The organism is Bifidobacteriaceae bacterium, assembly GCA_031281585.1.
In the GTDB taxonomy this organism is placed as follows: Bacteria; Actinomycetota; Actinomycetes; order Actinomycetales; family WQXJ01; genus JAIRTF01.
This window is the reverse complement of the sequence record JAITFE010000020.1, coordinates 40,551-63,356: the sequence shown is the minus strand read 5'-3', so window position 1 is coordinate 63,356 and position 22,806 is coordinate 40,551. Positions and strand designations below refer to the sequence as shown.

The following is a 22,806-nucleotide window of genomic DNA, read 5'->3' as shown; positions in this document are numbered from 1 at the left end:
GGCATGGGAGCGGGAAGCGGCCTCTACCCCCGCACACGCGGGGACTGCATCACGGCCTGCCACCGGCCGACGATCCCGTCCCCTCTACCCCCGCACACGCGGGGACTGCTGCCACTTCACCGAGATCGCGCCCCGGCCGATGCCTCTACCCCCGCACACGCGGGGACTGCGCCAGCAGCAGCGTCCCGAGCAGGTGCAGCCCGCCTCTACCCCCGCACACGCGGGGACTGCCCGCCCATCCCGTACTTCGGCTCCAAATCCACGCCTCTACCCCCGCACACGCGGGGACTGCTGGAAGTCCCCGCCCTGCGACGCCCAGACCGTGCCTCTACCCCCGCACACGCGGGGACTGCACGCCCCGGAACGCGACCATCACGTCAACCTGGCCTCTACCCCCGCACACGCGGGGACTGCCCGGACTTGATGAAGACGGTCTCCAGCGACCCGCCTCTACCCCCGCACACGCGGGGACTGCCCGGACTTGATGAAGACGGTCTCCAGCGACCCGCCTCTACCCCCGCACACGCGGGGACTGCTTTCCGCCACGCGCCCTGCACCACATGCCAGGTCCTCTACCCCCGCACACGCGGGGACTGCGGCTGGGACGGCGGCTGCGAGAGTCTGCCGGACCCTCTACCCCCGCACACGCGGGGACTGCACCTGCCTCGGCGTGAACTGCGAGCCGCCGTCGCCTCTACCCCCGCACACGCGGGGACTGCGCTCCATGGCCTCAGAATTGAGCTGGGCCAAGACCTCTACCCCCGCACACGCTGGGACTGCTGCGCCTCCTCAGGTTGCGCTCGCCGTGTCAACCCTCTACCCCCGCACACGCGGGGACTGCGTGGTCAGGGAACATCCTCCTGATCGAGGACCGCCTCTACCCCCGCACACGCGGGGACTGCCCTTCTTGAAGTGCAGTTTTGCTCACGCATCTACCAATTCTTGACCACTCCGGAGCTGAGCATGGCCTCACGGCTGCGTGATCCTGGCGACCTGATCACCTCCTTGCGTCCAGTGGTGATGCGGGCCCGAAAAAGGAGCTGTGACCGCTTGTCACGATCTCGCGGGAGCGCTTGACGGCCGAACCCTCACCGAGCCACACTGGCTTGGGTCCGACCAGAGCGATTTGCCTCAGCGTGGCGTAACGGATCGCAGAAGCGTGCAACCACATGTCCACCTCGACCAAGCGTTCATCCTTTAGCCTGCGGGCCCCCGTGGCCGTCCACCGGGTGCGCGGACGGTATAGACCGTTGAAGCCGTACAGCGCGAAGGCGGCAAGCAACGGGTAATACCCGCTGTCGCGTTCGGCCTTCGCCCTGAACGAACTCGATCCGTGGTCCAAGCCAAACAGCTTGGCCCTTGGGTCCCTCAAGCTGTGGAGGTCACCGAACTTCCCTGTGAGTGCCGCGCCCACGGACCTGATCAATTCCTTGGCTGCCGTTGCTCCCCGGCCCGTACCCGACGCCCGCTCACGAAGACCGACGGCGTCGCTGATCTGCCCCCACGCGTCGCCCCGACCGGATGTCCAGATGGCAGCCACACTTGCCGCCACACTTTGAGGCTTGCTCTTGAGCCGAACCCACTCACAGTAAGTGCCGGACAACCATTCCGAGCAGTCCTGTCGGGCCAGCAACTCGCCCAAGTCGGTGACCCGTGCCGCCTCGGCCATCCGCCGGAAGTCCTCGACCGCGATTCCCGATTCTGACCCTCCGGCGCTGGAGCCGAACACCGCCGTCTTCGCCCGCGCGAACACGGCAAGGCCATCCAACGCCCGCTCAAGGACCGTGACACCGGCGGCGGCCGGACCCTCCTGCTCGAACTCAGACGGCAGAACATCCGGCAACGCGACCACCGGCACTGTGTCCAGCCCTCGCGCGCTGTCCCACCGCAGCGTGACCGAGGGATCGGCCAGAGACAGTGCCCGCAGCATGCCGACTGCCGCGCAGTAGTCTGCCAGATTCGAGCCTCCGAGCCCCGCTAGCGCCACTTCGACTGGCGGCCGCAAGCGATCATTGACAAACGTGCCCTTCAAAACCGACCAGCGGCCAGCTGTCGCCACCGGAGATGCTTGCCCTTCTCTAGCGTCGCCCAGTTGCCCTATCTCGGTTGGCACCGAAGAAGCGGCCCAATCGGCAAGCCGCACGACTGCCTCCATGTGAGCCAGACGCCAGGGGCCCAGCTCAGCGTTAAGCTTCCGGAAGCGTTCAGCCCTCGCATCGCTCAACACCTGCTCAGGCCGCCCTTCAACATGCGTCGCGTAGAAAGGCCTTCCGTACCCGTGGTGGCTGCCTACGAGGTGGGCCACCAGATCGCACAACGATCCCATGTCCGGCCGTTGCCCCACCAGCAACCCGCTATCCTCTTGCGACTCTCCGGCCACAGCGCGTTCCACGATCAAGGCCGAGAGCGCCTCGTGCCGCCAACCGCTTTCGAGCCCACTTCCGGCTCGGTCTGTTTGCTTTTCCCCGCGCTCTGGCGAACGCCCCGACTTGGCGATCACCCGACTGGGCGTAGTCACCCTCGCGCCCACGGCGTACTGTTGCCATTCTGGGCGCGCCTTTCCGTCATCGTGGTGCAACGCGGCAAACACCGCCGCTGTCCGCCATTTCGGTTCCGCGATGCGGCCGACAGCATCGGCGGCGAAGGCGGCAGTTCGCTCTGCGTGGGACTTCAACTCCACCTGCCCACCAAGCTCGGCGGTTGACCCGGCGATCGCAAACCTCGCCACAATGTCCCTGAGTGGGCTCCCGTCTACGCCCATTGAGACGATTTCGCAGCGCCGGCCCCGCAATGCTGCAAATTCGGTTCCGCCGACAACGCGGTCGAAGGCGGCCTGGATGAGTTCTCTAAGACGTTCGGCCACCGCGTCGGCCACTGAGTCGCCTGCCACCATACGTTGCTCGCCCGTGCACATGTCCAGACCATGCAGCCTTCCGATCTCGTCGCGTTCGGCATCCTCGAGCGAAAATGGCCCTGCAAACTCGTTCGCCGCAAGTCTGGAGACACGCACACGCCAGTTTCCGATGCCGTCCACGCCGTCCCCAAGATCTGTCACCTTGACAGTCGCCGTGGGATCCCAGCCAAGAAACTGGCGCGAGCCTCCCGTACCGCTGCCCGGAAGCAACCCGCCAGCGCGCGAGTCGACCATGACGTGGCTGCCGGGACGCAAGTCGGCGAGATTCCTTGACCAGTTGTCTCCGACGCGGATGAGGAAGACCGGCCTGTGAGCGCCATCCGGAGGAGCCGCCGAGCCATCCTGCCCTTCCTCAAGGGCGGTAACGTCGTCGGCCACGAAAGCCGTGGCCGCTCTGGCTCCGCGCAGGAAAGCGCGCGCCGCACTGACGGGGATCTCGATCACCTCGCCCGGTCGCACGGGTAAGGCATCAAGGCCAAGGTCGGCATCGCTGAACGGCTTCTGCGCGCTTCCTGCCGCCGCGCCCCGTCGACTTGCCAGGAGATCCGCGATGCCGTCGCGCCAAACCATGCGCACATCATCTGCTGTTTGTTCGCCGTGAAGGAAGGGTGCCACGGGCACGTCGCAATCGGGCGAGAGCGCTGGGGCGGTGACGAGCCAGGTCTCCACATGCTCGTCGAGCAGAATGGGGGCATTGGTTGGAGCGGGGTAGCACTGCTCCCCGAAGCGACCAGCGCGCGCCGCTTCTTCAATCCCGAAATACCCGATTTCCGCTTCTCCCTCACGAGTCCACGCGCGCAGTTGGTCGAAGGTTTCTTTGGAGGCTTTGCCGTACGCGGGATGGCGTTCCCCGGCCTCCGACAACGACATAACAACAAATTCACCGGCGGGCTGGTGGCCCGCCCTATCCAGGCCCCGGCGGTGCAGCCGACCGGCGCGCTGCACCAGCGATGGCCAAGGAGCAGCTTCGGAGATGACGTGATCAAAGCTAAGGTCGGCACCGACTTCCAGGGTTTGGGTCGCCACCACCACCACCGGATTGCCTTCATTCGGCGACTCCGCGCTTGCCGCGCTGCCCGCGTCCGGACCACACCACTGGTTCAGCCTGTCGGCGATGGGTCGCCGGTCGTCCGGACGCACCCGGCCGATTGCCAACTCGAATTGGAACGCCGGCCGGGGATCCGCCTCGTCCGACACACCGTCCACTTGATGCTTCGATGCCCCCGAAGACTCGGCGACCAAGCCCTTCCGCAGCGCCTCAAACACGCCCCTTGCGAACGCCACGGTGTTGACCATCACGGCAACGCGGCGCCTGCCCATATTGGCTGCGCGTTGCACCTCACGAACATAGGCGGCGATTATCGCCGCCTTGGGAGCTTTCACAGTTCGGAGTGGTTTGCGCACGCGAATCAGGCGGTTGACCTGCCCTGTCGGGTCTTCCGCGGAGGCGTCAAAGACCAACTGCGCGGAAGCGCGCTCGTGCCCACTCGCCGCTCCGGCACCCATCAGACACCGCGACCGGCCCGGCAATGTGGCACCCAAGATGCACACGTTCTCATGCGAAGCCTCTAGCTGGTTTCTGTATGCGCTGAGGGATTCAAGGGTTTCCAAGAAAGGCACGGCGAGGTGCGGTTCGTCAAGAAGGACCAGGCAGTCTTCGCCGAGGAGCCCCGCCTCTAGCGATCGGGTTCTTTCTGAGGTGCCATAACCGCGGAACAGCATGCGCGACCCGATTTGGTCAATCGTGCCAGTAATGACTGTTGGGGCCGTCGGGGAACGCCTCCATTCGGTGTCCTTCATCTCGCCGCCCTGCAGCCGCGACACAACCAGCGGGGCCAGGCAAAGCTGCGTCCCGAACATTCCTGCGCGGGCCTGCAGGCGACGCGACACTTCCGCCAGAACTCCGGTCGGATCTTGGTCGTGACCCGGATTGGCCCCGGAAGATGGCCCGGAGTTGCTTGAGTTTGAGTGCCGCACAAGAAGTCGCTGAAGCCTCAAGACCTGGTCAAACGCGGAAGTCACAACCATGCGGTTGTTGACCGCATATGCCACCCTGGTTGGAGAATCGTCACGTGCGGCCATGGCAAACACCGCAGCGGTTATGGCGGCGGTCTTCCCCAGGCCGGTAGGCACCTCAATTTCACGCGGCCATTCGCCGTAGATGGCCCGGTCAGCCAACGTTATCTGCCACTTGTACGGGTCGTGGCCTCCGTGGGCCGCCCGGAAGAACTCCACGAACTCTACAATCCCCAGATCGCTCACGGCTGCCTCTCAGCAATCGGATAGAGAGTGCCGTCGAATCGGCCAAGCCGTCGCGGAAAAGCTGTTTCGGCGAGAGCGTCCGCGAAGCGCACTAGGACAAACCAGAACCGGCGATCCGGCACAGGCTCTACTCCTCGCAGAAACGGCTGCCGGCTGATGGCCAGGTGGTCGATTTCGCCCCACCGGCCCAGGATTTCGCGCGCTCGGTCCTCCGCCTTGGCAGCCGAGCCGACGGGGCACCGGAAAGGCACGGCCGATGCGAACGTCTGGGCCGAGGCGGTCCACGTGCGCCGCTGCAGCCACCCTCCGCGTGAGTCAGGCAGCCAACCGAGCTCCCGGAGCCGCCCAACCACGGTGTTTCGGGAAGCAGCTGAATCGCAGGACAGAGCCAGCGCGAGTTGCCCCCGGGCGTATTTGGTGCCCACATTGGCGATCAGGCACAACTGGGTCTTCGCAGGCGCCTGATCGGCCAGAACACCAAGCTGACTGTGGGCGCGGATGACGCCGCGCGCCGCCAGGATCCCGCGTGATGGCGTGAGCACATCCCAGGTGACGAGGGATTCGCCCACTGGCTCCCAGGACTCGAATGGCATGGTGTAATGGACGCTCGCCGTTGGCGGCCGGCCGCGAAAAGGCACGTCGCCCCAAGCGAAGGCCGCATGCTTGGCGTCGAGAACGGCCAGTGTGCCGGGTCCCCACACGTTCAGGGCCCGACCGGGCCCCGGCCGATGCGCAACCGTGCCGCGGATCAGCGGGGTCTCGGTCCACACCCTCACGATCGCGGGCGAAGTAGAACGCCCGAAATATCCAACCTCGGCTGCAGCCCGGTCAAGCCACAGCACGTCATCGTGCGTCAAGTCATGAGTCTCGATGTCAAAGGCGACCATTGGCACGTCGGGGGCGACGCGTGTAACTGGCTTGAGCGCCCGGGAAGTGGAGATTTCCGGGAACGAATTGGCCTTCACTCGGTTATCCATCCTGCCCACGTCCACCACGTTGACGCCCGTGCCGCCATAGTCGGGTATTACAGGCACAAAAGAGTCTCGACGGTGCGCCACGGCGTTCGAAGCGTGGATGGTTGGCGGCCCAGCGAGTTCGAGGCGCCGGAGCGCATCCACCGCCCGCTGTTCCGCTGCGGGCGACTCTGTTCGACGCAGCCCTGCGGCACCGGCTCTGAGAGCCGCGAACACCCGATAGGGCGACGGAGGCCACTCGTGGCGACCGGGCGAGATGTCGCCGTCAAAGAATCCTGCGATTAGGCGCACATCGATGCGGATGATGCCAGGCCGTTCTGGGCCGGCCATTAGTCAGTTTCGCCTTTGAAAATCGATGGTATGGCGTTCGAGGCGTCGATTAGCTCACGGTAACCTGGCGATAGCCGCATTGTGACGCTGTCCGCCTTGCCGCCAATCGAGAGTTGCCTGCCAGCCCCCTTGCTGGCGTCGTCGAGACTCTTCTTGGCTTCCGCTAGCGCCCCGCCCAAGGATTGGTCAGTCAGGTCGAGTTCCAGCCGCTCCGCCTTTCCATCATGGCGGATGGCTTCGATCACGCTTGTGCCTGGGACCGGCACCAAGTCGCAACCGGACCGCAGGAAGAGATCGGCCCTCGCGCGTCCTGCGATCGCCAGCACGGCGAGGGCCAGGGTCACCGAGCGCCGCTGCTGTGCGCTGACCCCTTCGCCCAGCGGTGTCTGGGCAAAACCGCGCAAACTGACGGTGGAGATCCACTCGATGACTTCGGCGGTGAAGCCACGTTCTCCAAACTCCCCAAGTATGGAGCCTGCCCCGACCGACGAGGGTTTCCCAACAGACACGGTCTTGTCGACCTTCTGCTCAGGAGGCACCACAGCAAACAGAAGGTCGTCGTCGTCGCTCAACGTTAGCTGAACGTCCTTGCCTTCATTGAAGAGCGCCCGTTTCGCGGTGCCACCAACCACGGGCTGGGCGTCACGCGCTATTATGGTTGACGTGTAGCGCCTGGCCAGACGCGCACGCTCGGCCGTGAGGCCAGTGCCATACGAGTGCCAAAAGCCGAACACCAATGAAGCGGGCGTGTGGCGCAGCAGCGCGGACAGGTCGTTTCCCGGCGCGGTCAGGATCGATTGGCCAATCTTTGTGCGGGCGAACGGAACGAACCCGGGCACAGGTTCCGCGACATTCTTCTCAGTTTCCGCCAAGGCGAATTCTTCCCTGGGCACCAGCCCGAACCTAAACAGCGGGTCCTGCTCGCGATGGGGAGTGTCGAAGATGGTGAAACGCCGTTCGCCGCGAATGCTCTCCAACTCGGGCACCGTGTCGGGCCGCTCCGGCGTGCAGCCGGGATTGACAATGACCTCGAGCTTGGGAAGGTCCAGCACTTGGCGTTCAACAAGGTCGGCGATCCCAGATTCCGCGCGATTCGCCTGACTTGGCTCCGAGTCCACTGTCACGCAGGTGATGGTCAGACGTTCCCCCCCGTGGAACGCGGCCGTTCCGTCCGGGTTCACCACGCCCTGTGCCCATGTCGCGTAGGAACGTGCCCTATCGCCCAGATAGGTGGCCGGTTGAAATGGTTGTCGGTGGCCCGCGGTGGGCTCGAGCTGGTCACGGAAACGGATCGCCACCGCGCCCCGGTCAAGCGCGGATGCGAGTTCGGCGAAGAGAGATGTCTCGGTCACTGGGGTTCCTTTGGCAATAGCGGCTGACAGCCTTTCAAGGCAACAGTAGTGCATCGCAATGTGTAAACTGTTTCGTAAACCAACAACTCAGTTGGGATCGCCGTCGGTGCCGTCGTCAGGAGCCAGACTTGGGAAGCCTTATTCAGCTAGTGCTGGTGCCGAAGGCACAGGACGAACCGTGGACCAGCCGGCGCATACATGACGTGAGCATGAGCCTGTTCCCAGACCGGATCCCGGCCCCAAACGCGCGCAGCTACGCAGGTGTTCTGTGCCAAGTAGTTGGGCACAGTCTGTTCGTCCAGTCGACGATCGCCCCGACGAAAGTCCCCAAGGGCTTCCATTTGCGGGGGCCGCGCCGTTGGAATCCATCGCCAGGCAGGTCGATGCGGATCAGCGTCATTCTGGCTGCAGAAGCCAACGGCTCAGGCGGGCCCGCGCTGTTGCCCCGCGAGCTTCGAGTTCGGCGGCGACCACAGGCGATCCCCCTTGCGGAACGAGAGCAATGGGCGCGGACGCGTCTGGCCTGCCATGGCCTGCTCATGGCCCCGGACTCAGCCGCGATCTGCGGCGAACAGGAATCTGGCTATCAGGACCGACCTCCAATTGCATGGGTCCGCCTCTCCGGCGTCGCGGAGGTTATCGATCATCGCGCCGCAACGGAGGCTCTAGTGAAGGGAATTGGTCGGGGAAAGCCATACGGGATGGGGCTAGTCAGGCTCATCGGGCCGCCAGACGGTGAGGTTATCCAGGCATAGTCTCGCTAAAGCGCTGCCCTACTCTGCGGGACAGCTTGGCGGTAACGGCCCCGCGTGTGCGGGGGTAGAGGTTGGGTCGTTGGTTTGCGCTGGGCTCTGGTCCAGGCAGTTCCCCGCGTGTGCGGGGGTAGAGGTTTCTGGCGGGTGCTGAGGGATCGCCCCGGCGAGCAGCCCCCGCGTGCGCGGGGGTGCCAAGGCGGCCGCGTGGTCAGAGGGCACCCCGTGCCGAAGAAGCACGAGCCAATGCACTCTGGGCCGCTGAGACGGCCGTCTTCGGCGGTCTCAGCGCGCATGGGAATGCGCGCCTGCCGACGGGAGTGGAGCGCCTACGTACGTGGGCTACAGGGGCCAGCGGGCGAGGAGGTGGCTGGCCACCGCCAGGGCCGCCGGGCCGGCCAGGCCCGCGCGCAGGATTTCCGGGCCCAGTCGCGCGGTGGCGCAGCCCGCTTGTTTCAGTGCGTCCAGTTCGTCGGGCCCGATCCCTCCCTCGGGGCCCGTGATCAGATAAACCGCCGTCGCGCCGCCGATGCCGTCCCGGTCGGTTGGGCCGCAGGCCTTGGTCCCCGCGTCTGCGGGGGTTCGGCCGCCCAGCCCTAGCGCGCCTGCCAAGCCCGCCTCCGCTTGCTCGTGGAGCACTATCGCGACCGCCCCCGATTCGACCGCCCCGGCCAGGCGCCCGGCCAACGCCGGGGAGTCCACCGCGGGGAGGACTTCCGGAACCCACGCGCGGCGGGCCACCTTGGCCTCCGCCCGGGCCAGGGTCTGCCAACGTTCGACGCCCTTGGCCGCCTTGGCGGCCGCGCCGTCCAGCCACCTTGTGACCGAACGGTCCGCCTGCCACGGGATGATCGCGTCCACGCCCAGGCCGGTCGCGGCGGCGACCGCCGCCTCGTCCCGGCGTTGCTTGGTCAGCGCCTGGGCCAGGATCAGCCGGGGCACCCGGATCGGCACATCCTCGAGGCTCTCCACCAGCACGGTCAATTCCGGCGCCCGGCCAGCCACAACGCGGCTGACGGAAGTGTGGGCGAGCCGGCCGGCGGCATCGGACACCAAGGCGGACTCCCCCACGCGCAAACGCTTGACGGCGACGGCGTGGTGGGCCTCCTCACCCGCAACCGTCAGGGAATCGCCGACGCGCGCGGCCGCCAACGCCGCTGCCGACGCCCAGAACAGCGGCGCGGTCACTTGCCGGTCAGCTTGTCCTTGAGGCGCGCGAACATGCCGCCGGTGGAGGCGAAGCGCGCTTCCGGGCGCTCCTCGTTTCGCTCCAGCGCGAGGCGTCTGAGCAGTTCGCGCTGGGAGTCGTCAAGGCCGGTGGGCACCTGCACGTCCAATTCGACGCGCAGGTCGCCGCGCGTGCGCTGGTTCAAGCGGCCGGCGCCCAGGCCCTCCAAGGTGATGACCGTGCCGGGCTGCGAACCAGGTTTGACGTCGACCTCGCGCGGCCCGTCCAGAGTCTGGATCACAATCGCGGCGCCCAACGCCGCCGCCGTCATGGGGATGGGCAACGTGGCCAACAGGTTGTCGCCGTCGCGGACGAAGTCGGGATGGCGCTTGACCTTGAACTCGATGTACAAATCGGCGGCGGGACCGCCCGCCGGGCCGACTTCCCCCTTGCCCATCAGGCGCAGCCGGTTGCCGTTGTCAACCCCGACCGGGACGTTGATTTGGACGCTGGTCTGGCCGCGCACCCGGCCCTGGCCGGAGCACTCCGGGCACGGCGTGGCGATCACGTTCCCGAAGCCCTGGCATTGGCGGCACGGATCCATGGTCCGGACGGTCCCCAGCAAAGAGCGGACCAGGCGCTCGCGCACGCCTCGGCCCTGGCAGGCGGAGCAGCGGGTCGGCGCGGTCCCGGCCGCGCAACAGCTGCCACCGCAAGAGGCGCAGGTCAAATAGGTCGAATAGGCGACCTCCTTGGCGCCGCCGAAGACGGCTTCCTCAAGCTCCACCGTCAAACGTTCCAACTGGTCGCGGCCGCGCGAGGCGCGGGACAGCGGACCGGACTGGCCCGCCGCGCCGCCCGCGGCGGCGCTGAACATGGCCTCGAAGATGTCGCCGAAACCGGTGAAAGAGCCGGAGAAACCCCCGAACGGATGGCCGGCGGGCTGGCCGCCGCCAGGGGCCAGCGGATCCACTCCCAGGTCGTACATTTCCCGCTTCTTCGGGTCCGAAAGGACCTCGTAGGCGGCGTTGATCTGCTTGAACTTCTCCTCGGCGGCGGTGGAGTGGCCAACAATGTCCGGGTGGTGGGCGCGGCTGGCTTTGCGGTACGCCAGCTTGATCTCCTCGGCTGTGGCGCCCTTGGCAACCCCCAGGATGCCGTAATAGTCGTTCATGGTCTCCTTCGGCTACGCGGCCAATATGCGTGAAAGGTACAGGGCGATGGCGCGCACCACTGCAATCGAGCCAGGGTAGTCCATCCGGGTGGGTCCCAGCACGCCCAGGTTGGCGACGGTCCGGCCCGGGCCGTAGCCGGCCGCGACCAGCGAGGTCTCCTCCAGACCCGCCTCGGTTGTCTCATGGCCAATCCGGATGGCGATCTGGCCCGAATCGGCGGACATCTCCGTCAGGACCTTGAGCAGCACCACCTGTTCCTCGATGGCCTCCAGCACCGGCATGAAGCTCCGGAAATCAGCCGAGGAGCGGGCCAGGTTCGACGTGCCCGCCAACACGAGCCGCTCCTGGTAGCCCGCCTTAGGGATCTCCTTCAACCGGTCCACGACCGCTTGGACGGCGGGCCTGACGTCCTCGGAGAAGCCGAGCCAAAGGCTGTCAAGGTCTTCGAAGGCCTCCTCCAGCGAGGGGCCGGCCGTGGCCTCGTTCAACTTCGCCCGCAGCATGGCCGCCGCGTCCGGCCCAAGCGGGCCGGGCAACTCGATGAAACGCTGTTCCACACGGCCCGCGTCGGTGATCATGACCAGCAGGCAGCGCGCCGGGGCCAACTCGATCAACTCGATGTGCCGGACCCTGGTCATCCGGAGCGACGGGTATTGGATCACAGCCACCTGGTGGGTCAGCTGCGCCAACGCCCGGACCGCACGGGACACGATCTGGTCCAGGTCGAGCGGCCCGTCCAGCAAGGTCTGGATGGCCCGCCGTTCCGCGGCGGAGAGCGGTTTGACCGTCGCCAACTGGTCCACGAACAGGCGGTAGCCCGCGTCGGTCGGCACCCGGCCGGCCGAAGTGTGCGGCTGGGTGATCAGGCCGGCCTCCTCCAACACCGCCATGTCATTGCGGATGGTCGCGGGCGAAACGCTGAGGTGGTGGCGTTCCACCAGGCCACGGGAGCCCACGGGCTCGCCGGTTGAGACGTAGTCTTCAATGATGGCCCGCAGCACGGCCAATCGGCGGTCGTCAAGCATTGGCGTTTCTCCCCTCCCCCCACGTCCGGTAGCACTCAAGTGGTCCGAGTGCTAATTCTACTAGGCCTGTCCAGACCGCGCTTGAAGACCGCCCGGCGCACGTTGGCCGCCCGCCGACTGGCGCCCGCAAGCGAAGCCAGGGCTGCCGGGCGACTGGTAGCCGCCGTTGACCGCAGGTAGGCTGGGCGAATGGGATTTGACCGCATTTCGATAGACTCTCGGCGCATGGGCGGCCTGCCCTGCATTCGGGACACGCGGGTGACCGTCACGGCTGTGCTGGGCCAACTGGCCGCTGGCAAAAGCCCCGCCGACATCATTGCGGACTATCCATATCTGGTGGAAGAGGATGTTCTGCAGGCCCTCGCATTCGCGGCTGAAGCCACCCAGGAGCGAGAACTGCCGCTATTGGCCGCATGAGACTTCTCATCGACGCGAACCTCTCGCCCCGCCTTGCCGAGCGGTTGAGGGCCGCAGGCCACGACGCGACCCATGTTGTTGATCATGAGCTACTCCGAGCGACGGATGAAGAAATCGCGGCGTTCGCTGCTGCCCTCGGATACGTTGTTGTCACAGCAGATAGCGACTTCAGCACGAATCTGGCTCTTCAAGGCGGGGCTGCGCCATCGGTGATTCTCCTTCGGTCTGCTGAAGGCCTGATCCCCGCCGCCCTCGCCGCGCTGTTGACTGCGAATCTGGCAACCGTCGAAGCCGAGTTGGAGATCGGCGCAGTCGTGTCCATCCGCCAAGGGAGAATGCGGGTTCGCCGATTGCCCTTCCGGTAGCCCGCACGTCACGCGCGGCGCGCTTGGAGACCGCCCGGCGCACGTTGGCCGCCCGCCGACTGGCGCCCGCAAGCGAAGCCAGAGTCGCCGGGCGCGAATTAGGCGGTGGGCGGTAAAAGAGTTACCCTCGATTGGTCAGTTTTTCGGCGCCCCGCCAGGCGCCGGGCCAAGGTCGCTCTCGCCCCCAAACTAGGCCGTCCGCAAACGCGCGAGCTGTGAGGAGCTTGAGAGAAGAATGATCGCCTGGCATGTCTATCCGCTTGGCTTTGCCGGCCTCCCAATCCGGCCGGAACCCGATTCCCGTACCCAAGGCGCGGGTGCCTTCAAACACCTGGCCAACTGGCTTGACTACGCCCAGGCGCTCGGCTTCGAGGCCCTCAGCCTGGGCCCGGTCTTCGAGTCTCAGACCCACGGCTACGACACCCTCGACCATTTCCGAATCGACCCCCGGCTGGGCGAGGAGGCCGACTTCCTGGACCTGGTCCAACAAGCCCACGAACGCGGGCTCAAGGTCTACCTGGACGGTGTCTTCAACCACGTTGGGGACCGGCACCGCCTTCATTTGGCCGCCACAACCCCCGGCCCGGATCAGCCCGCGGCGAAAAGGTTCTTCCGCTGGGACGGCCCGCGAGCCCAAGTTTTCGAGGGCCACGGCTCGCTGATCACCCTCAACCACGGCGACCCGGCGGTCGCCCACTTCGCCCAGGACGTGATGGGCCATTGGCTGGAGCGCGGGGTTGACGGATGGCGCCTTGACGCCGCCTACGCCACCGGCCCCGACTTTTGGGCCGGCGTTCTCCCAGGCCTGCGTGAACGTTTCCCGCACGCCTTCTTCTTCGGCGAGGTCCTCCACGGCGACGGCGCGGACTTCGTGGCCCGCTCCACCATGGATTCGGTCACCCAGTACGAATTGTGGAAGGCCATCTGGTCCTCCATCAAGGACTGCAACTTCTTCGAACTCGACTGGTCGGTCTCCCGCCACAACGAGTTGCTCGCCGCCTACTCCCCGGTGACGTTCATCTCCAATCACGACGTCACGCGCATCGCCAGCCAGGTGGGCCCCAAGGGAGCGGCCGTGGCCTTGTTCGCGTTGATGACTTTGGGCGGCCAGCCCCACGTCTACTACGGCGACGAGCAGGGTTTCACCGGCGTCAAGGAAGACCGCCTGGGCGGCGACGATGCCGTCCGCCCCGCCTTTCCGTCCCACCCCGCCGACCTGGCCCCCTGGGGTTGGTGGCTCCACGACTTGCACCGCCGCCTCATCCAATGGCGGCGCGCCAACCCGTGGATGGCCCGCGCGACCACCGAACGCCAGGAGCTCACCAACGCCCGCTACGTCTACCGCACCACGGCCGAAGGCAACGCCGTGACCGCCACCCTGGACCTGTCCGACCCGCTCCGGCCGTCAGGCCGCCTAGTCGCGGACGGCCTCGACCTGGCCCTGTGAGCGCCGTCAGGGCAGGCGTTCCCGGATGATCCGGCCGATCGCGCGGGATTGGGACCCAAGCACCGTGGCCACGGCCTGGGCCTTGGGCAGGCGGCGGGCGTAGAAGGCCGAGTCGCCGTCCCAGAAGCGCGCGCCCGTGAACTCCTCCAGACCGGCCAGGGATCCCTTGTAGACCATCTTCGCCCCGGCGGCCCGCAGCACGTCGCGCAATGAGACCACATGGCGGCGCTGGTCCAGTCCGAGCATCAGCGCGCAGTAGCTGACGCAAGTGTGGGCGGCCCGCGAACGGACGCGAAGACCCAAAGAGTTGGCGACGGCATCGGGCAAGTTGTAGAGGCATTGCTCCAACTCCGGACGAAGCCGCTCCAACCGCGACCGGACTTCGGCCTGGACGGCGGCCGGCAACGAGAACAGGGCCAGGGACGAGCACCGCCCGCCCTCGAAGGTGTAACGCTCGCGCCCCTCCTCGACGAAGGCACCGTCGAGGGGCGTGGACCACCGCCGCCGCGCGAACGAATAGGACCTGAGCTGGCCGTCCTCAAGGAACACGACCGCCAAGTGGCCGTGCACCGCGCCCGTGCCGAACCTGATCAGCCGGGAGATGACCGTGTCCGCCGCGGAGGAGAGCAGGTAGACGCCATCGGGAATGGTCACCGCCGCCGCCTCAGACGTTGAACCCGATGGCCCGCAACTGCTCGCGGCCGTCCGCTGTGATCCGGTCCGGGCCCCACGGCGGCGTCCACACCCAGTTGATCTCCACGTCTTCGACCAGGCCTTCCAGCGCGGTCGCCGCCTGCGATTCGATCAGCCCGGTCAACGGGCACGCCGCCGAGGTCAGCGTCATGTCCACGACCGCCCGCCCCTCCTGGTCGATCGCCACGCCGTAAAGCAGGCCCAAGTCCACCACGTTGATGCCCAGTTCCGGGTCGATCACGTCCCTGAGGGCCTCCTCCACGTCCGCCGCCGTGGGCCAGGCCGGGGACTCCGGCCGCGCTGTGGGCAGTTCCGGTTCCGCGTTGCCCGATGCCGTTTGGTCGCCCGCCGCTGCCGGCCCGCCTTGAACGGGGCCGGGCGGGGGCGCGAAGTCGCTGCCGGTGTAAGGCGATGGCGCCATTTCCTAGATCCCTTCCGGTATGCGCGCGGGGCTGGAGTCCCCGGCGGCGGCCTTGGCGGCGGCGTCCTTCAGGGCCATCCACCCAAGCAAAGCGCACTTTACCCGCATGGGATAGCGTGACACGCCCTCGAGCGCCACCGCGTCCCCCAACTGGTCGGCCTTCGCCTCGTCAATTCCGCGCCCGCGCGAGCGCATCAACTCGGTGAACACGTCTCCGAGGGCCGCGACCTCCTCCAGGGTCTTGCCTTCGGCCAGGTCTTTCATCATGGACGCGGACGCCTGCGAGATGGAGCAGCCCTGCCCGTCCCAGGTGATGCCCGAAACCTGCCCGTCCCCAAGCGCGACCCGTAGTTGGATGCGGTCGCCGCAGGTGGGGTTGACCTGGAAGGACTCGCCGTCGAAGCCCTCCGCCAGGCCGCGCCCGTGGGGGTGGCGGGCGTGGTCCATGATCAGCTCTTGGTACATCGCGTCGAGCGAGCTCATGCGGCGGCTCCGAAGTAGCCCCTGACTTCTGCGAGGGCGGCGAGGAACTGGTCGACCTCGGCGGCGGTGTTGTAGAGGCCGAGCGAGACCCGGGTGGAGGCGTGCACGCCCAGCGCCCGGTGGAGGGGCTGGGCGCAGTGGTGGCCAACCCTGACCGCAATGCCTTGGGCGTCCAGGTATTGGCCCACGTCGTGGGCGTGGACGCCCTCCACGTCCACCGCGACGGCGCCCAGGCGGTCGGAGGCGTCGGCGGGCCCCAGCACGCGGACGCCCTCAAGCCCCGCCAGGCCGTCCAACAGCCGCACGGTCAAACCGTGTTCGTGCGCGGCCACGCGGTCCATGCCCAGGTGGCCCAGGTAGCCGACGGCGGCGGCCCAGCCGATCGCGGGCGTGACCGCCTGGGTGCCCGCCTCGAACCGGTTCGGCGGCGGCAGGAAGGTCGCGTCCCGCATGGTGACGATCTCCACCATGGACCCGCCGGTGAAACCGGGTGGCAGCGCCTCCAGGAGTTCGGCCCGGCCGTACAGGCCGCCCACCCCGTTGGGGCCCAGCATTTTGTGGGCGGAGAAGGCCGCGAAGTCCACCCCCAGGGAGGGCAGGTCCAACGGCAGATGCGGGGCGGTCTGGGCGGCGTCAAGCACCGTCAACGCCCCGACCCGGCGCGCCGCGGCGGTGATCGCGCCCACGTCGCTGATCGCCCCCGTGACGTTGGAGGCGTGCGTGAACGCCAAGACCCGGGTGCGCTGGTTGATGACGCTGCGCAAGTCGTCCAGCCGCAGGCGGCCGTCCGCGCCCACCCGGAGCCACGCCAACTCGGCGCCGGTACGGGCGGCCAATTCCTGCCAGGGCACCAGGTTTGAGTGGTGTTCGGCCTGCGTGACCACTATCCGGTCGCCGGGCAGGATGGCGAAACGGCGGCCCAGCCCTTGCCCGCGCCCGTCCGAGGCCGCGCCCAGCGCGGCCGTCAGCAAATTGATCGCACCGGTGGCGCCCGAGGTGAAGACCAGTTCGCCCGCGCTGGCGCCCACGAACGCGGCGATCGCCTCGCGGGCGTCCTCGAAGGCGTCCGTCGCCTCGCCCGCCAGGGCGTGCGCGCCGCGGTGGACGGAGGCGTTGTGGTTCTCGGAGAAGTCCCGCATGGCGTCCATGACCACGCGCGGGCGCTGCGAGGTGGCCCCCGTGTCAAAGTAGACCAGCGGCCGCCCCCCCTCAAGGCGACGGCCCAGGATGGGGAAGTCGGCCCGGATGGCCGCGAGTTCTTGTTCAGTAGGTGCTAAGGAAACGGTCATATCCCTCTGCCTCCAGCCGGGCGGCCAGGTCGGGGCCGCCCTCTTCCGCCACCCGGCCGGCCACGAACACGTGGACAAAGTCCGGTTTGATGTAGTCCAGGATGCGGGTGTAGTGCGTGATCAGCATGACCCCGGCTCCGGTGGTGGCCTTGGCGCGGTTGACGCCCTCGGAGACCACCCTGAGCGCGTCCACGTCCAGCCCGGAGTCCGTCTCGTCGAGGATCGCGATCTTCGGCTTCAGCAACTCCATTTGAAGGATCTCGTGCCGCTTCTTCTCGCCCCCGGAGAAGCCCTCGTTGACCGACCGCTCCTGGAACTCGCGGTCAAACCGCAGCGAGTCCATCGCGGCGGCGACCTCTTTGATCCAAGGCCGCAGCGGCGGGGCCTGGCCGTCCACGGCGGTCTTGGCGGTGCGCAGGAAGTTCGCCACGGTCACGCCCGGCACCTCGACCGGGTACTGCATGGCCAGGAACAGCCCCGCGCGGGCCCGTTCGTCCACGGTCATGGCCAGCACGTCCTGGCCGTCCAACAGCACGCTGCCGCTGGTCACCTTGTATTTCGGGTGCCCCGCCAGCGAATACGCCAGCGTTGACTTGCCGGAGCCGTTCGGCCCCATGATGGCGTGCGTCTCGCCCGAGTTGATCGTCAAGTCGACCCCGTTCAGGATCGCCTTGTCGCCTTCCGGCACCTCAACGCTGACGTGCAGGTCGCGGATTGCAAGCGTAGTCATCTACTCCCCCAGTTCGATCATGATTTGGCCGTCCTCGATGGTGACCGGATAGGTCGGCACCGGCCGGTCGGCGGGCAGGTTCTCGGGTTCGCCCGTCGCCAGGTCGAAACGCGATCCGTGCCCCCAGCATTCCAGGGTGCAGCCGTCGAACTCGCCCTCGGACAAGAGCACTGGTCCGTGCGAGCAGACGTCGCCGATCGCGTACCAGCCCCCGGCCTCCGTGTGCGCCACGACGATCGCCGTTGTGCCGGGCGCGCCCTGCTCCTCCGGGGGCCCCAAGACCGCCGGTTCCGGGCCGAGCCGCACCTGCACGGCTTTGACTTCGCCGGGGCCGACCTCCTCGGCGGCCGCGATGGCAATAGCTGTCATGGGTTCCTCCGTTGATCCAGTTTCGAGTCGACCGCCACTCTCAGGGCGTCTTCAATTTCGCCAGCGCCCAACTGGCCGATCAGCTCCGCGAAGAAGGCGTGCACCACCAGGGAGCGCGCCAGTTCCTCGGGGATGCCGCGCGACTGCAGGTAGAACAGCTGTTCCTCGTCGAAGCGGCCGGTGGCGCTGGCGTGGCCGGCGCCCAGGATGCGCCCCGTTTCAATCTCCAGGTTCGGCACCGAGTCGGCGTGGGCGCCCTTGGACAGCACCAGGTTGCGGTTGAGCTCGTAGGTGTCGGTGCCCTCCGCCCGCGCCCGGATCAGCACGTCCCCAATCCAGACGGAGTGGGCCGCCGGCCCCAGCAGCGCGCCCTTGTAGGCGACCCGGGAGCGGCAGTTCGCCGCCGCGTGGTCCACGAACAGCTGCGCCTCGTGATGCTGGCCCGAATCCGTCACGTTGATGCCAAGCGCGTTCAGGTCGGCCCCTTCGCCCGCGAGTTCGAAGTGGGGCGTCACCCGCACCAGCGCGCCGCCCAGCGCGACCGTCGCGTGTTTCAGGCGCGCGTCTTTGCCGAGCCGCGCCCGGTGCGAGGCGGCGTGCACCGAGCCGTCGGCCCAATCGTGGACCGCGATCACGGTGACGTCCGCCCCCTCCTCCAACACGATCTCCACGCCCTCGGCCAGGTGGGCCAGGCCCGTGTGCTCCAGCAGGATGGTGCCGCGCGCCCCGGCTTTGGCCAGGATCGCCAGGTGGAGGGCCGACGGGCGGGCCGGGGACGATCCGTCGCCGCCGATCACGCGCACGGCCGTGACGGCATCGGCGGCGGTTCCGGACAGGGTCACCAGAGTGGCCGTTTCGCGCCCGGCCCAGGCGGCGGCCGCGACCCGGTCCCCCGGCGCCGGCGCCAGGCCGATGGCGGGATGGTCGGGGCCCACGGTGTCCACGGTCACGCCCGTGCCGGGCGGGCCCTGCACCTGGACCACCACCTCGGCCGCCAAATCGGCCGCCATCAGGTCGGCCAGGTCGCGGACCGGCGTGAAACGCCACTCCTCCTCGCGGCCCGTGGGGCGCGGGAAGTCGGCCAGGTCGAAGGAGGCCAGGCGGGAGCCGCGTGACTTGGTGACAATCCCCATTTAGCCGACCGACCCTTCCATTTGCAGTTCGATCAGCCGATTCAGCTCCAGCGCGTACTCCATGGGCAGCTCCCGCGCGATCGGCTCGACAAAGCCGCGCACAATCATCGCCATGGCCTCCGCCTCCGCCAGGCCGCGCGACATCAGGTAGAACAGCTGGTCCTCGGACACCTTGGAGACGGTCGCCTCGTGGCCCATGGTGACGTCGTCCTCGCGCACGTCGACGTAGGGGTAGGTGTCGGTGCGGGAGACGTCGTCCACCAGCAGCGCGTCGCAGATGACGTTGGACTTGGCCCGTTCGGCGCCGTCGTTGATCTTGACCAGGCCCCTGTAGGAGGTGCGGCCGCCGCCTCGGGAGATCGACTTCGACACGATTGAGCTGGACGTGTCCGGGGCGTCGTGGACCATCTTGGCGCCGGTGTCCTGGTGCTGGCCGTGGCCGGCGAACGCGATCGACAGGGTCTCGCCGCGCGCGTGGCGGCCGGCCAGGACGCAGGCGGGGTATTTCATGGACGCCTTCGAGCCGATGTTCCCGTCCACCCACTCCATGGTGCCGCCCTCTTCGACCCGTGTGCGCTTGGTGACCAGGTTGTAGACGTTGGTGGACCAGTTCTGGATGGTGGTGTAGCGGACGCGGGCGTTCTTCTTGACGATTATCTCCACCACCGCGGCGTGCAGCGAGTCGGTCTGGTAGATCGGGGCGGTGCAGCCCTCCACGTAGTGGACGTAGCTGTCCTGGTCCGCGATGATCAGGGTCCGCTCGAACTGGCCCATGTTCTCCGTGTTGATGCGGAAGTAGGCCTGCAGCGGGATTTCGACGTGGACGCCCGGCGGGACGTAGATGAAGGAGCCGCCGGACCAGACAGCGGTGTTGAGGGCCGCGAACTTGTTGTCCCCTGCCGGCACAATGGTCCCGAAGTACTCGCGGAACAACTCCGGATGCTCCTTCAGGCCCGTGTCGGTGTCCAGGAAGACCACGCCTTGAGCCTGAAGGTCTTCCCTGATCTGGTGGTAGACCACCTCTGATTCGTACTGGGCGGCCACGCCCGCCACCAGGCGCTGCTTCTCCGCCTCCGGGATGCCCAGCCGGTCATAGGTCCGCTTGATGTCCTCCGGGAGCGCGTCCCAGCTGGTGGCGGGCCGGTCGACGGGCCGGACGTAGTACTTGATGGTGTCGAAGTCGATGTCGGTCAGATCCGCGCCCCACAGCGGCAGCGGCTTCTTGTGGAACAGCGCCAGCGCCTTGAGGCGGTTTTCCAACATCCAGGCCGGTTCCTCCTTGATGCGGGAGATCTCCTCCACGACCCCTGTGGTCAGGCCGCGTTTGGCGGCCTGACCCGCCGCGTCGGAGTCATGCCAGCCGTACTGGTACTGGCCGATCGACGCGATGGCGTCGGCCTGGCTGAGCTTTTCGGTGCCGGGCGCTGGCGCGGTCATGAATCTCCTTTTGACGTTGGTATGCCCAGGGCGACCGGCACGCAGGTGGTGCAGACGTGTTCCCCCCCGGCCAGGGTGGCCAGGCGCTGGACGTGGACGCCCAGCAGCCGCGAGATGGCCCGCGTCTCCGCCTCGCAGAACTCCGGGAAGGCCTGCGCGACTTGGTGGACCGGGCAATGGCCTTGGCACAGTTGCAGCGTCAGGCCCTTCGGCCCCGGCCGGACGGTGGCGGCGAAGCCGTCCAGGTTCATCGCGGCGGCCAGCGCCTGGGTCCGCCCGGCCAGGTCCGGCCCGGCGGCTTCGACGATTGTGGCGTAGCGTTCCTCCAGCCGCTGGGCGCGTTGGCCGGCGAACCCGCCGATCGCCTCCCGCCCGGCGGCCTGGCCCAGGAACTCGATGGCCTCCACCGCCAGGGACGGCGTCTCCTGTTGGAGGGCCTGGTGGGCGCCGGCCGTGGCGACGAAGTAGCGGGCGGGGCGTCCCCGCCCGCGTTGGCGGGCGGCCGGGCCGGGGCCCGGATGATCCTCGATCAGCCCGGCGGCGGCCAACTCCCCCAGGTGGCGGCGGATCCCGGCGGCGGCGAGCGACAGCTTGGCGGCGATCTGACCCGCCGCGATCGGCCCGTCTGTGACGATCAGGCCGAGGATCTGCGCCCTGGTGGTGGCATCTGCGGTGGCTTCGTCAACCATCTCCCGCCTCCTTCTTCCACGCCCCTAATGCGCAACATCTGTGTATCAAAACTCCCCCGATGTTAGCCGCATTTGGGCCGCGACGCGAACTCTCAGGCGCGGGAGGCCGCCCGGTGGAACCGGCGCGGGTGGCCTCCGCCGGGCAGAACAATCATAGGGGCGCCCTCAGGCCCGATTGCGGCGGTAGCCGCCGCCCAGCAGGACAATCGCCAGGGCGGCGGCCAGAACGGCCGCCTGCACCGTGACCATGTCCCGCTGCGTGTCGCCCAGAACCGACAGCACAACCATGACGCCGGCCGTGAACCCCAGTTGGGTGGTGCCGATCAGCGCGCTGGCCGCGCCGGACACCTCGCCGTGGCGGGAGAGCGCGAGAGCCGAGGCGTTGGCCGGGACCAGGCCGTTCATGAACAGCATGGCCGCCATGCCGGCGATCAACCCAGGCAGGCCGCCCCAGCCGGTGAAGCTCAACCCCAGGCCGACCAACGCGAACGCCAACTCCACCGGCAACGCCACAAGCAGCAGCGTCTTCGGCTTGAACCGGTACACCAGGGCGGCGTTGAGCTGGGCGCCGCCCACCATGAACAGGCCGCACAAGGCGAAGATCAACGCGAACACGGCCGACGACTGCCCATATTGCGTGCGGACCAGGAAGGGCGAGGAGATGACCCAGGACATCATGGCGGACTGGGCCAGGCCCGGGATGATCCCGTAGCCCATGAACCGCAAGTCCCTGAACAGCCGCCAGTAGGCCCTGAAGGCCTGGCCCACGCCGGTGGCCGCGCGTTTGACCTCCTCGGTGCGCGTGTCCGGGACCCTGGCCCAAACCAACGCGCCCAGCGCCAACCCCACCGTGGCCAGGAACACGAACGCGTAACGCCAGGTTCCAAGCCCGGCCAGAGCCGTACCGATGGTCGGCGCGAACAACGGCGCCACCCCGATCACCAGCATCAGCTGGGACAGCAGCTTCGCGGCCGCGGAACCCGTGCGCAGGTCCCGGATGATCGCCATGGCCACCACGCCGGCGGACGCGTTCCCAATGCCCTGGAAGAACCGCAGGCCGATCAGCAAGCTGATCGAAGGCGTGAAGATGATCCCGATCGACGCGGCCACGTGCAGCGCCAAGCCCGCCAGCACCGGCTGGCGGCGCCCGTACCTGTCCGACAGCGGGCCGATCAGCAACTGGCCGACCGCCCCGCCCAGCATGGTCACCGTGATGGTGTTCTGAACCCATTCCCGGGAGGTCCCCAGGTCCTTGACGACCTCCGGCAGCGACGGCAGGTAGATGTCCCCCGCGACGGCCCCCAAAGCCGTCATCGAGCCGAGCAAGAGGATCAAACCGGCTTGGGAGCGGGGCAAAGCCGGGTGGGGCACCCGCCTAGCC

At 67.7% G+C, this 22,806-nt stretch carries 20 protein-coding genes and 1 CRISPR repeat array (1 of these 21 cut by a window edge); of the genes, 4 read left to right on the top strand and 16 right to left on the bottom strand.

From position 1 onward, the window contains the following. A CRISPR array of direct repeats spans positions 1–902; the repeat unit is 28 nt; unit sequence CCTCTACCCCCGCACACGCGGGGACTGC (it extends 1,137 nt beyond the left edge of the window). A 95-nt stretch (positions 903–997) separates the two neighbouring features. From cas3u to LBC97_01630, 3 genes are read right to left on the bottom strand one after another with little or no spacing between them, the layout of a single operon-like run. Continuing rightward, positions 998–5,176: a type I-U CRISPR-associated helicase/endonuclease Cas3 gene (cas3u, locus tag LBC97_01640; GenBank protein ID MDR2564763.1), complete on the bottom strand. Its 4,179-nt coding sequence runs from the start codon at positions 5,174–5,176 to the stop codon at positions 998–1,000. After that, positions 5,173–6,480, bottom strand: a complete 1,308-nt coding sequence (cas5u6u, locus tag LBC97_01635) for a type I-U CRISPR-associated protein Cas5/Cas6 (protein ID MDR2564762.1) — start codon at positions 6,478–6,480, stop codon at positions 5,173–5,175. The genes cas3u and cas5u6u overlap by 4 nt, the downstream gene beginning before the upstream one ends. Beyond that, entirely contained in the window at positions 6,480–7,886 is a 1,407-nt protein-coding gene (locus LBC97_01630) for a type I-U CRISPR-associated protein Cas7 (protein MDR2564761.1), read from the bottom strand. The genes cas5u6u and LBC97_01630 overlap by 1 nt, the downstream gene beginning before the upstream one ends. Positions 7,887–7,987: 101 nt before the next feature. Here LBC97_01630 and LBC97_01625 point away from each other — a divergent pair, with 101 nt between their 5' ends. Beyond that, positions 7,988–8,587 carry a type I-E CRISPR-associated protein Cas6/Cse3/CasE gene (locus tag LBC97_01625; protein ID MDR2564760.1) on the top strand — a complete coding sequence of 200 codons (600 nt, stop codon included), beginning with the start codon at positions 7,988–7,990 and terminating at the stop codon, positions 8,585–8,587. Positions 8,588–8,926: 339 nt separating this feature from the next. Here LBC97_01625 and LBC97_01620 read toward each other — a convergent pair whose 3' ends face one another. The 3 genes from LBC97_01620 to hrcA are packed head-to-tail and all read right to left on the bottom strand — an operon-like array spanning position 8,927 to position 11,952. After that, the gene (locus LBC97_01620) at positions 8,927–9,772 is read right to left on the bottom strand and encodes a 16S rRNA (uracil(1498)-N(3))-methyltransferase (GenBank protein MDR2564759.1); all 846 of its coding nucleotides are present in this window, start codon (positions 9,770–9,772) and stop codon (positions 8,927–8,929) included. Beyond that, a complete protein-coding gene (locus LBC97_01615; protein MDR2564758.1) occupies positions 9,769–10,926 on the bottom strand; it encodes a DnaJ domain-containing protein in 1,158 nt (385 codons plus the stop codon). The genes LBC97_01620 and LBC97_01615 overlap by 4 nt, the downstream gene beginning before the upstream one ends. A 12-nt stretch (positions 10,927–10,938) precedes the next feature. Beyond that, complete coding sequence (hrcA, locus tag LBC97_01610) at positions 10,939–11,952, bottom strand: heat-inducible transcriptional repressor HrcA (protein ID MDR2564757.1); 1,014 nt, start codon at positions 11,950–11,952, stop codon at positions 10,939–10,941. A 189-nt stretch (positions 11,953–12,141) separates the two neighbouring features. On the opposite strand from hrcA, the gene LBC97_01605 reads away from it, so the two are divergent. From LBC97_01605 to LBC97_01595, 3 genes are all read left to right on the top strand, one after another. Next, entirely contained in the window at positions 12,142–12,369 is a 228-nt protein-coding gene (locus LBC97_01605) for a DUF433 domain-containing protein (protein MDR2564756.1), read from the top strand. Next, complete coding sequence (locus tag LBC97_01600) at positions 12,366–12,734, top strand: DUF5615 family PIN-like protein (GenBank protein ID MDR2564755.1); 369 nt, start codon at positions 12,366–12,368, stop codon at positions 12,732–12,734. Before LBC97_01605 ends, LBC97_01600 begins: the two co-directional genes overlap by 4 nt. Before the next feature lie 235 nt (positions 12,735–12,969). Further along, positions 12,970–14,181, top strand: coding sequence for an alpha-amylase family protein (locus tag LBC97_01595; GenBank protein MDR2564754.1), 1,212 nt, complete (start codon positions 12,970–12,972; stop codon positions 14,179–14,181). A 6-nt stretch (positions 14,182–14,187) separates the two neighbouring features. Here the strand turns inward: LBC97_01595 and LBC97_01590 are convergent, their stop codons facing one another. From LBC97_01590 to LBC97_01545, 10 genes are all read right to left on the bottom strand, one after another. Then, entirely contained in the window at positions 14,188–14,835 is a 648-nt protein-coding gene (locus LBC97_01590) for a hypothetical protein (GenBank protein ID MDR2564753.1), read from the bottom strand. Positions 14,836–14,845: 10 nt separating this feature from the next. Beyond that, a complete protein-coding gene (locus LBC97_01585) occupies positions 14,846–15,184 on the bottom strand; it encodes a metal-sulfur cluster assembly factor (protein MDR2564752.1) in 339 nt (112 codons plus the stop codon). A 114-nt stretch (positions 15,185–15,298) separates the two neighbouring features. Further along, entirely contained in the window at positions 15,299–15,778 is a 480-nt protein-coding gene (locus LBC97_01580) for an SUF system NifU family Fe-S cluster assembly protein (protein MDR2564751.1), read from the bottom strand. After that, complete coding sequence (locus LBC97_01575) at positions 15,775–17,067, bottom strand: SufS family cysteine desulfurase (GenBank protein MDR2564750.1); 1,293 nt, start codon at positions 17,065–17,067, stop codon at positions 15,775–15,777. The genes LBC97_01580 and LBC97_01575 overlap by 4 nt, the downstream gene beginning before the upstream one ends. Then, positions 17,042–17,797, bottom strand: coding sequence for a Fe-S cluster assembly ATPase SufC (gene sufC / locus LBC97_01570; GenBank protein MDR2564749.1), 756 nt, complete (start codon positions 17,795–17,797; stop codon positions 17,042–17,044). The genes LBC97_01575 and sufC overlap by 26 nt, the downstream gene beginning before the upstream one ends. Then, complete coding sequence (locus tag LBC97_01565; protein MDR2564748.1) at positions 17,798–18,166, bottom strand: non-heme iron oxygenase ferredoxin subunit; 369 nt, start codon at positions 18,164–18,166, stop codon at positions 17,798–17,800. Further along, positions 18,163–19,299, bottom strand: a complete 1,137-nt coding sequence (gene sufD / locus LBC97_01560) for a Fe-S cluster assembly protein SufD (GenBank protein ID MDR2564747.1) — start codon at positions 19,297–19,299, stop codon at positions 18,163–18,165. The genes LBC97_01565 and sufD overlap by 4 nt, the downstream gene beginning before the upstream one ends. Beyond that, positions 19,300–20,736: a Fe-S cluster assembly protein SufB gene (gene sufB / locus LBC97_01555; GenBank protein ID MDR2564746.1), complete on the bottom strand. Its 1,437-nt coding sequence runs from the start codon at positions 20,734–20,736 to the stop codon at positions 19,300–19,302. Next, positions 20,733–21,425 (bottom strand): helix-turn-helix domain-containing protein, encoded by a 693-nt coding sequence (locus LBC97_01550; protein ID MDR2564745.1) that lies wholly within the window; start codon positions 21,423–21,425, stop codon positions 20,733–20,735. Before LBC97_01550 ends, sufB begins: the two co-directional genes overlap by 4 nt. Positions 21,426–21,590: 165 nt before the next feature. Beyond that, positions 21,591–22,796, bottom strand: a complete 1,206-nt coding sequence (locus tag LBC97_01545; GenBank protein ID MDR2564744.1) for a multidrug effflux MFS transporter — start codon at positions 22,794–22,796, stop codon at positions 21,591–21,593. Positions 22,797–22,806 lie beyond the last annotated feature (10 nt).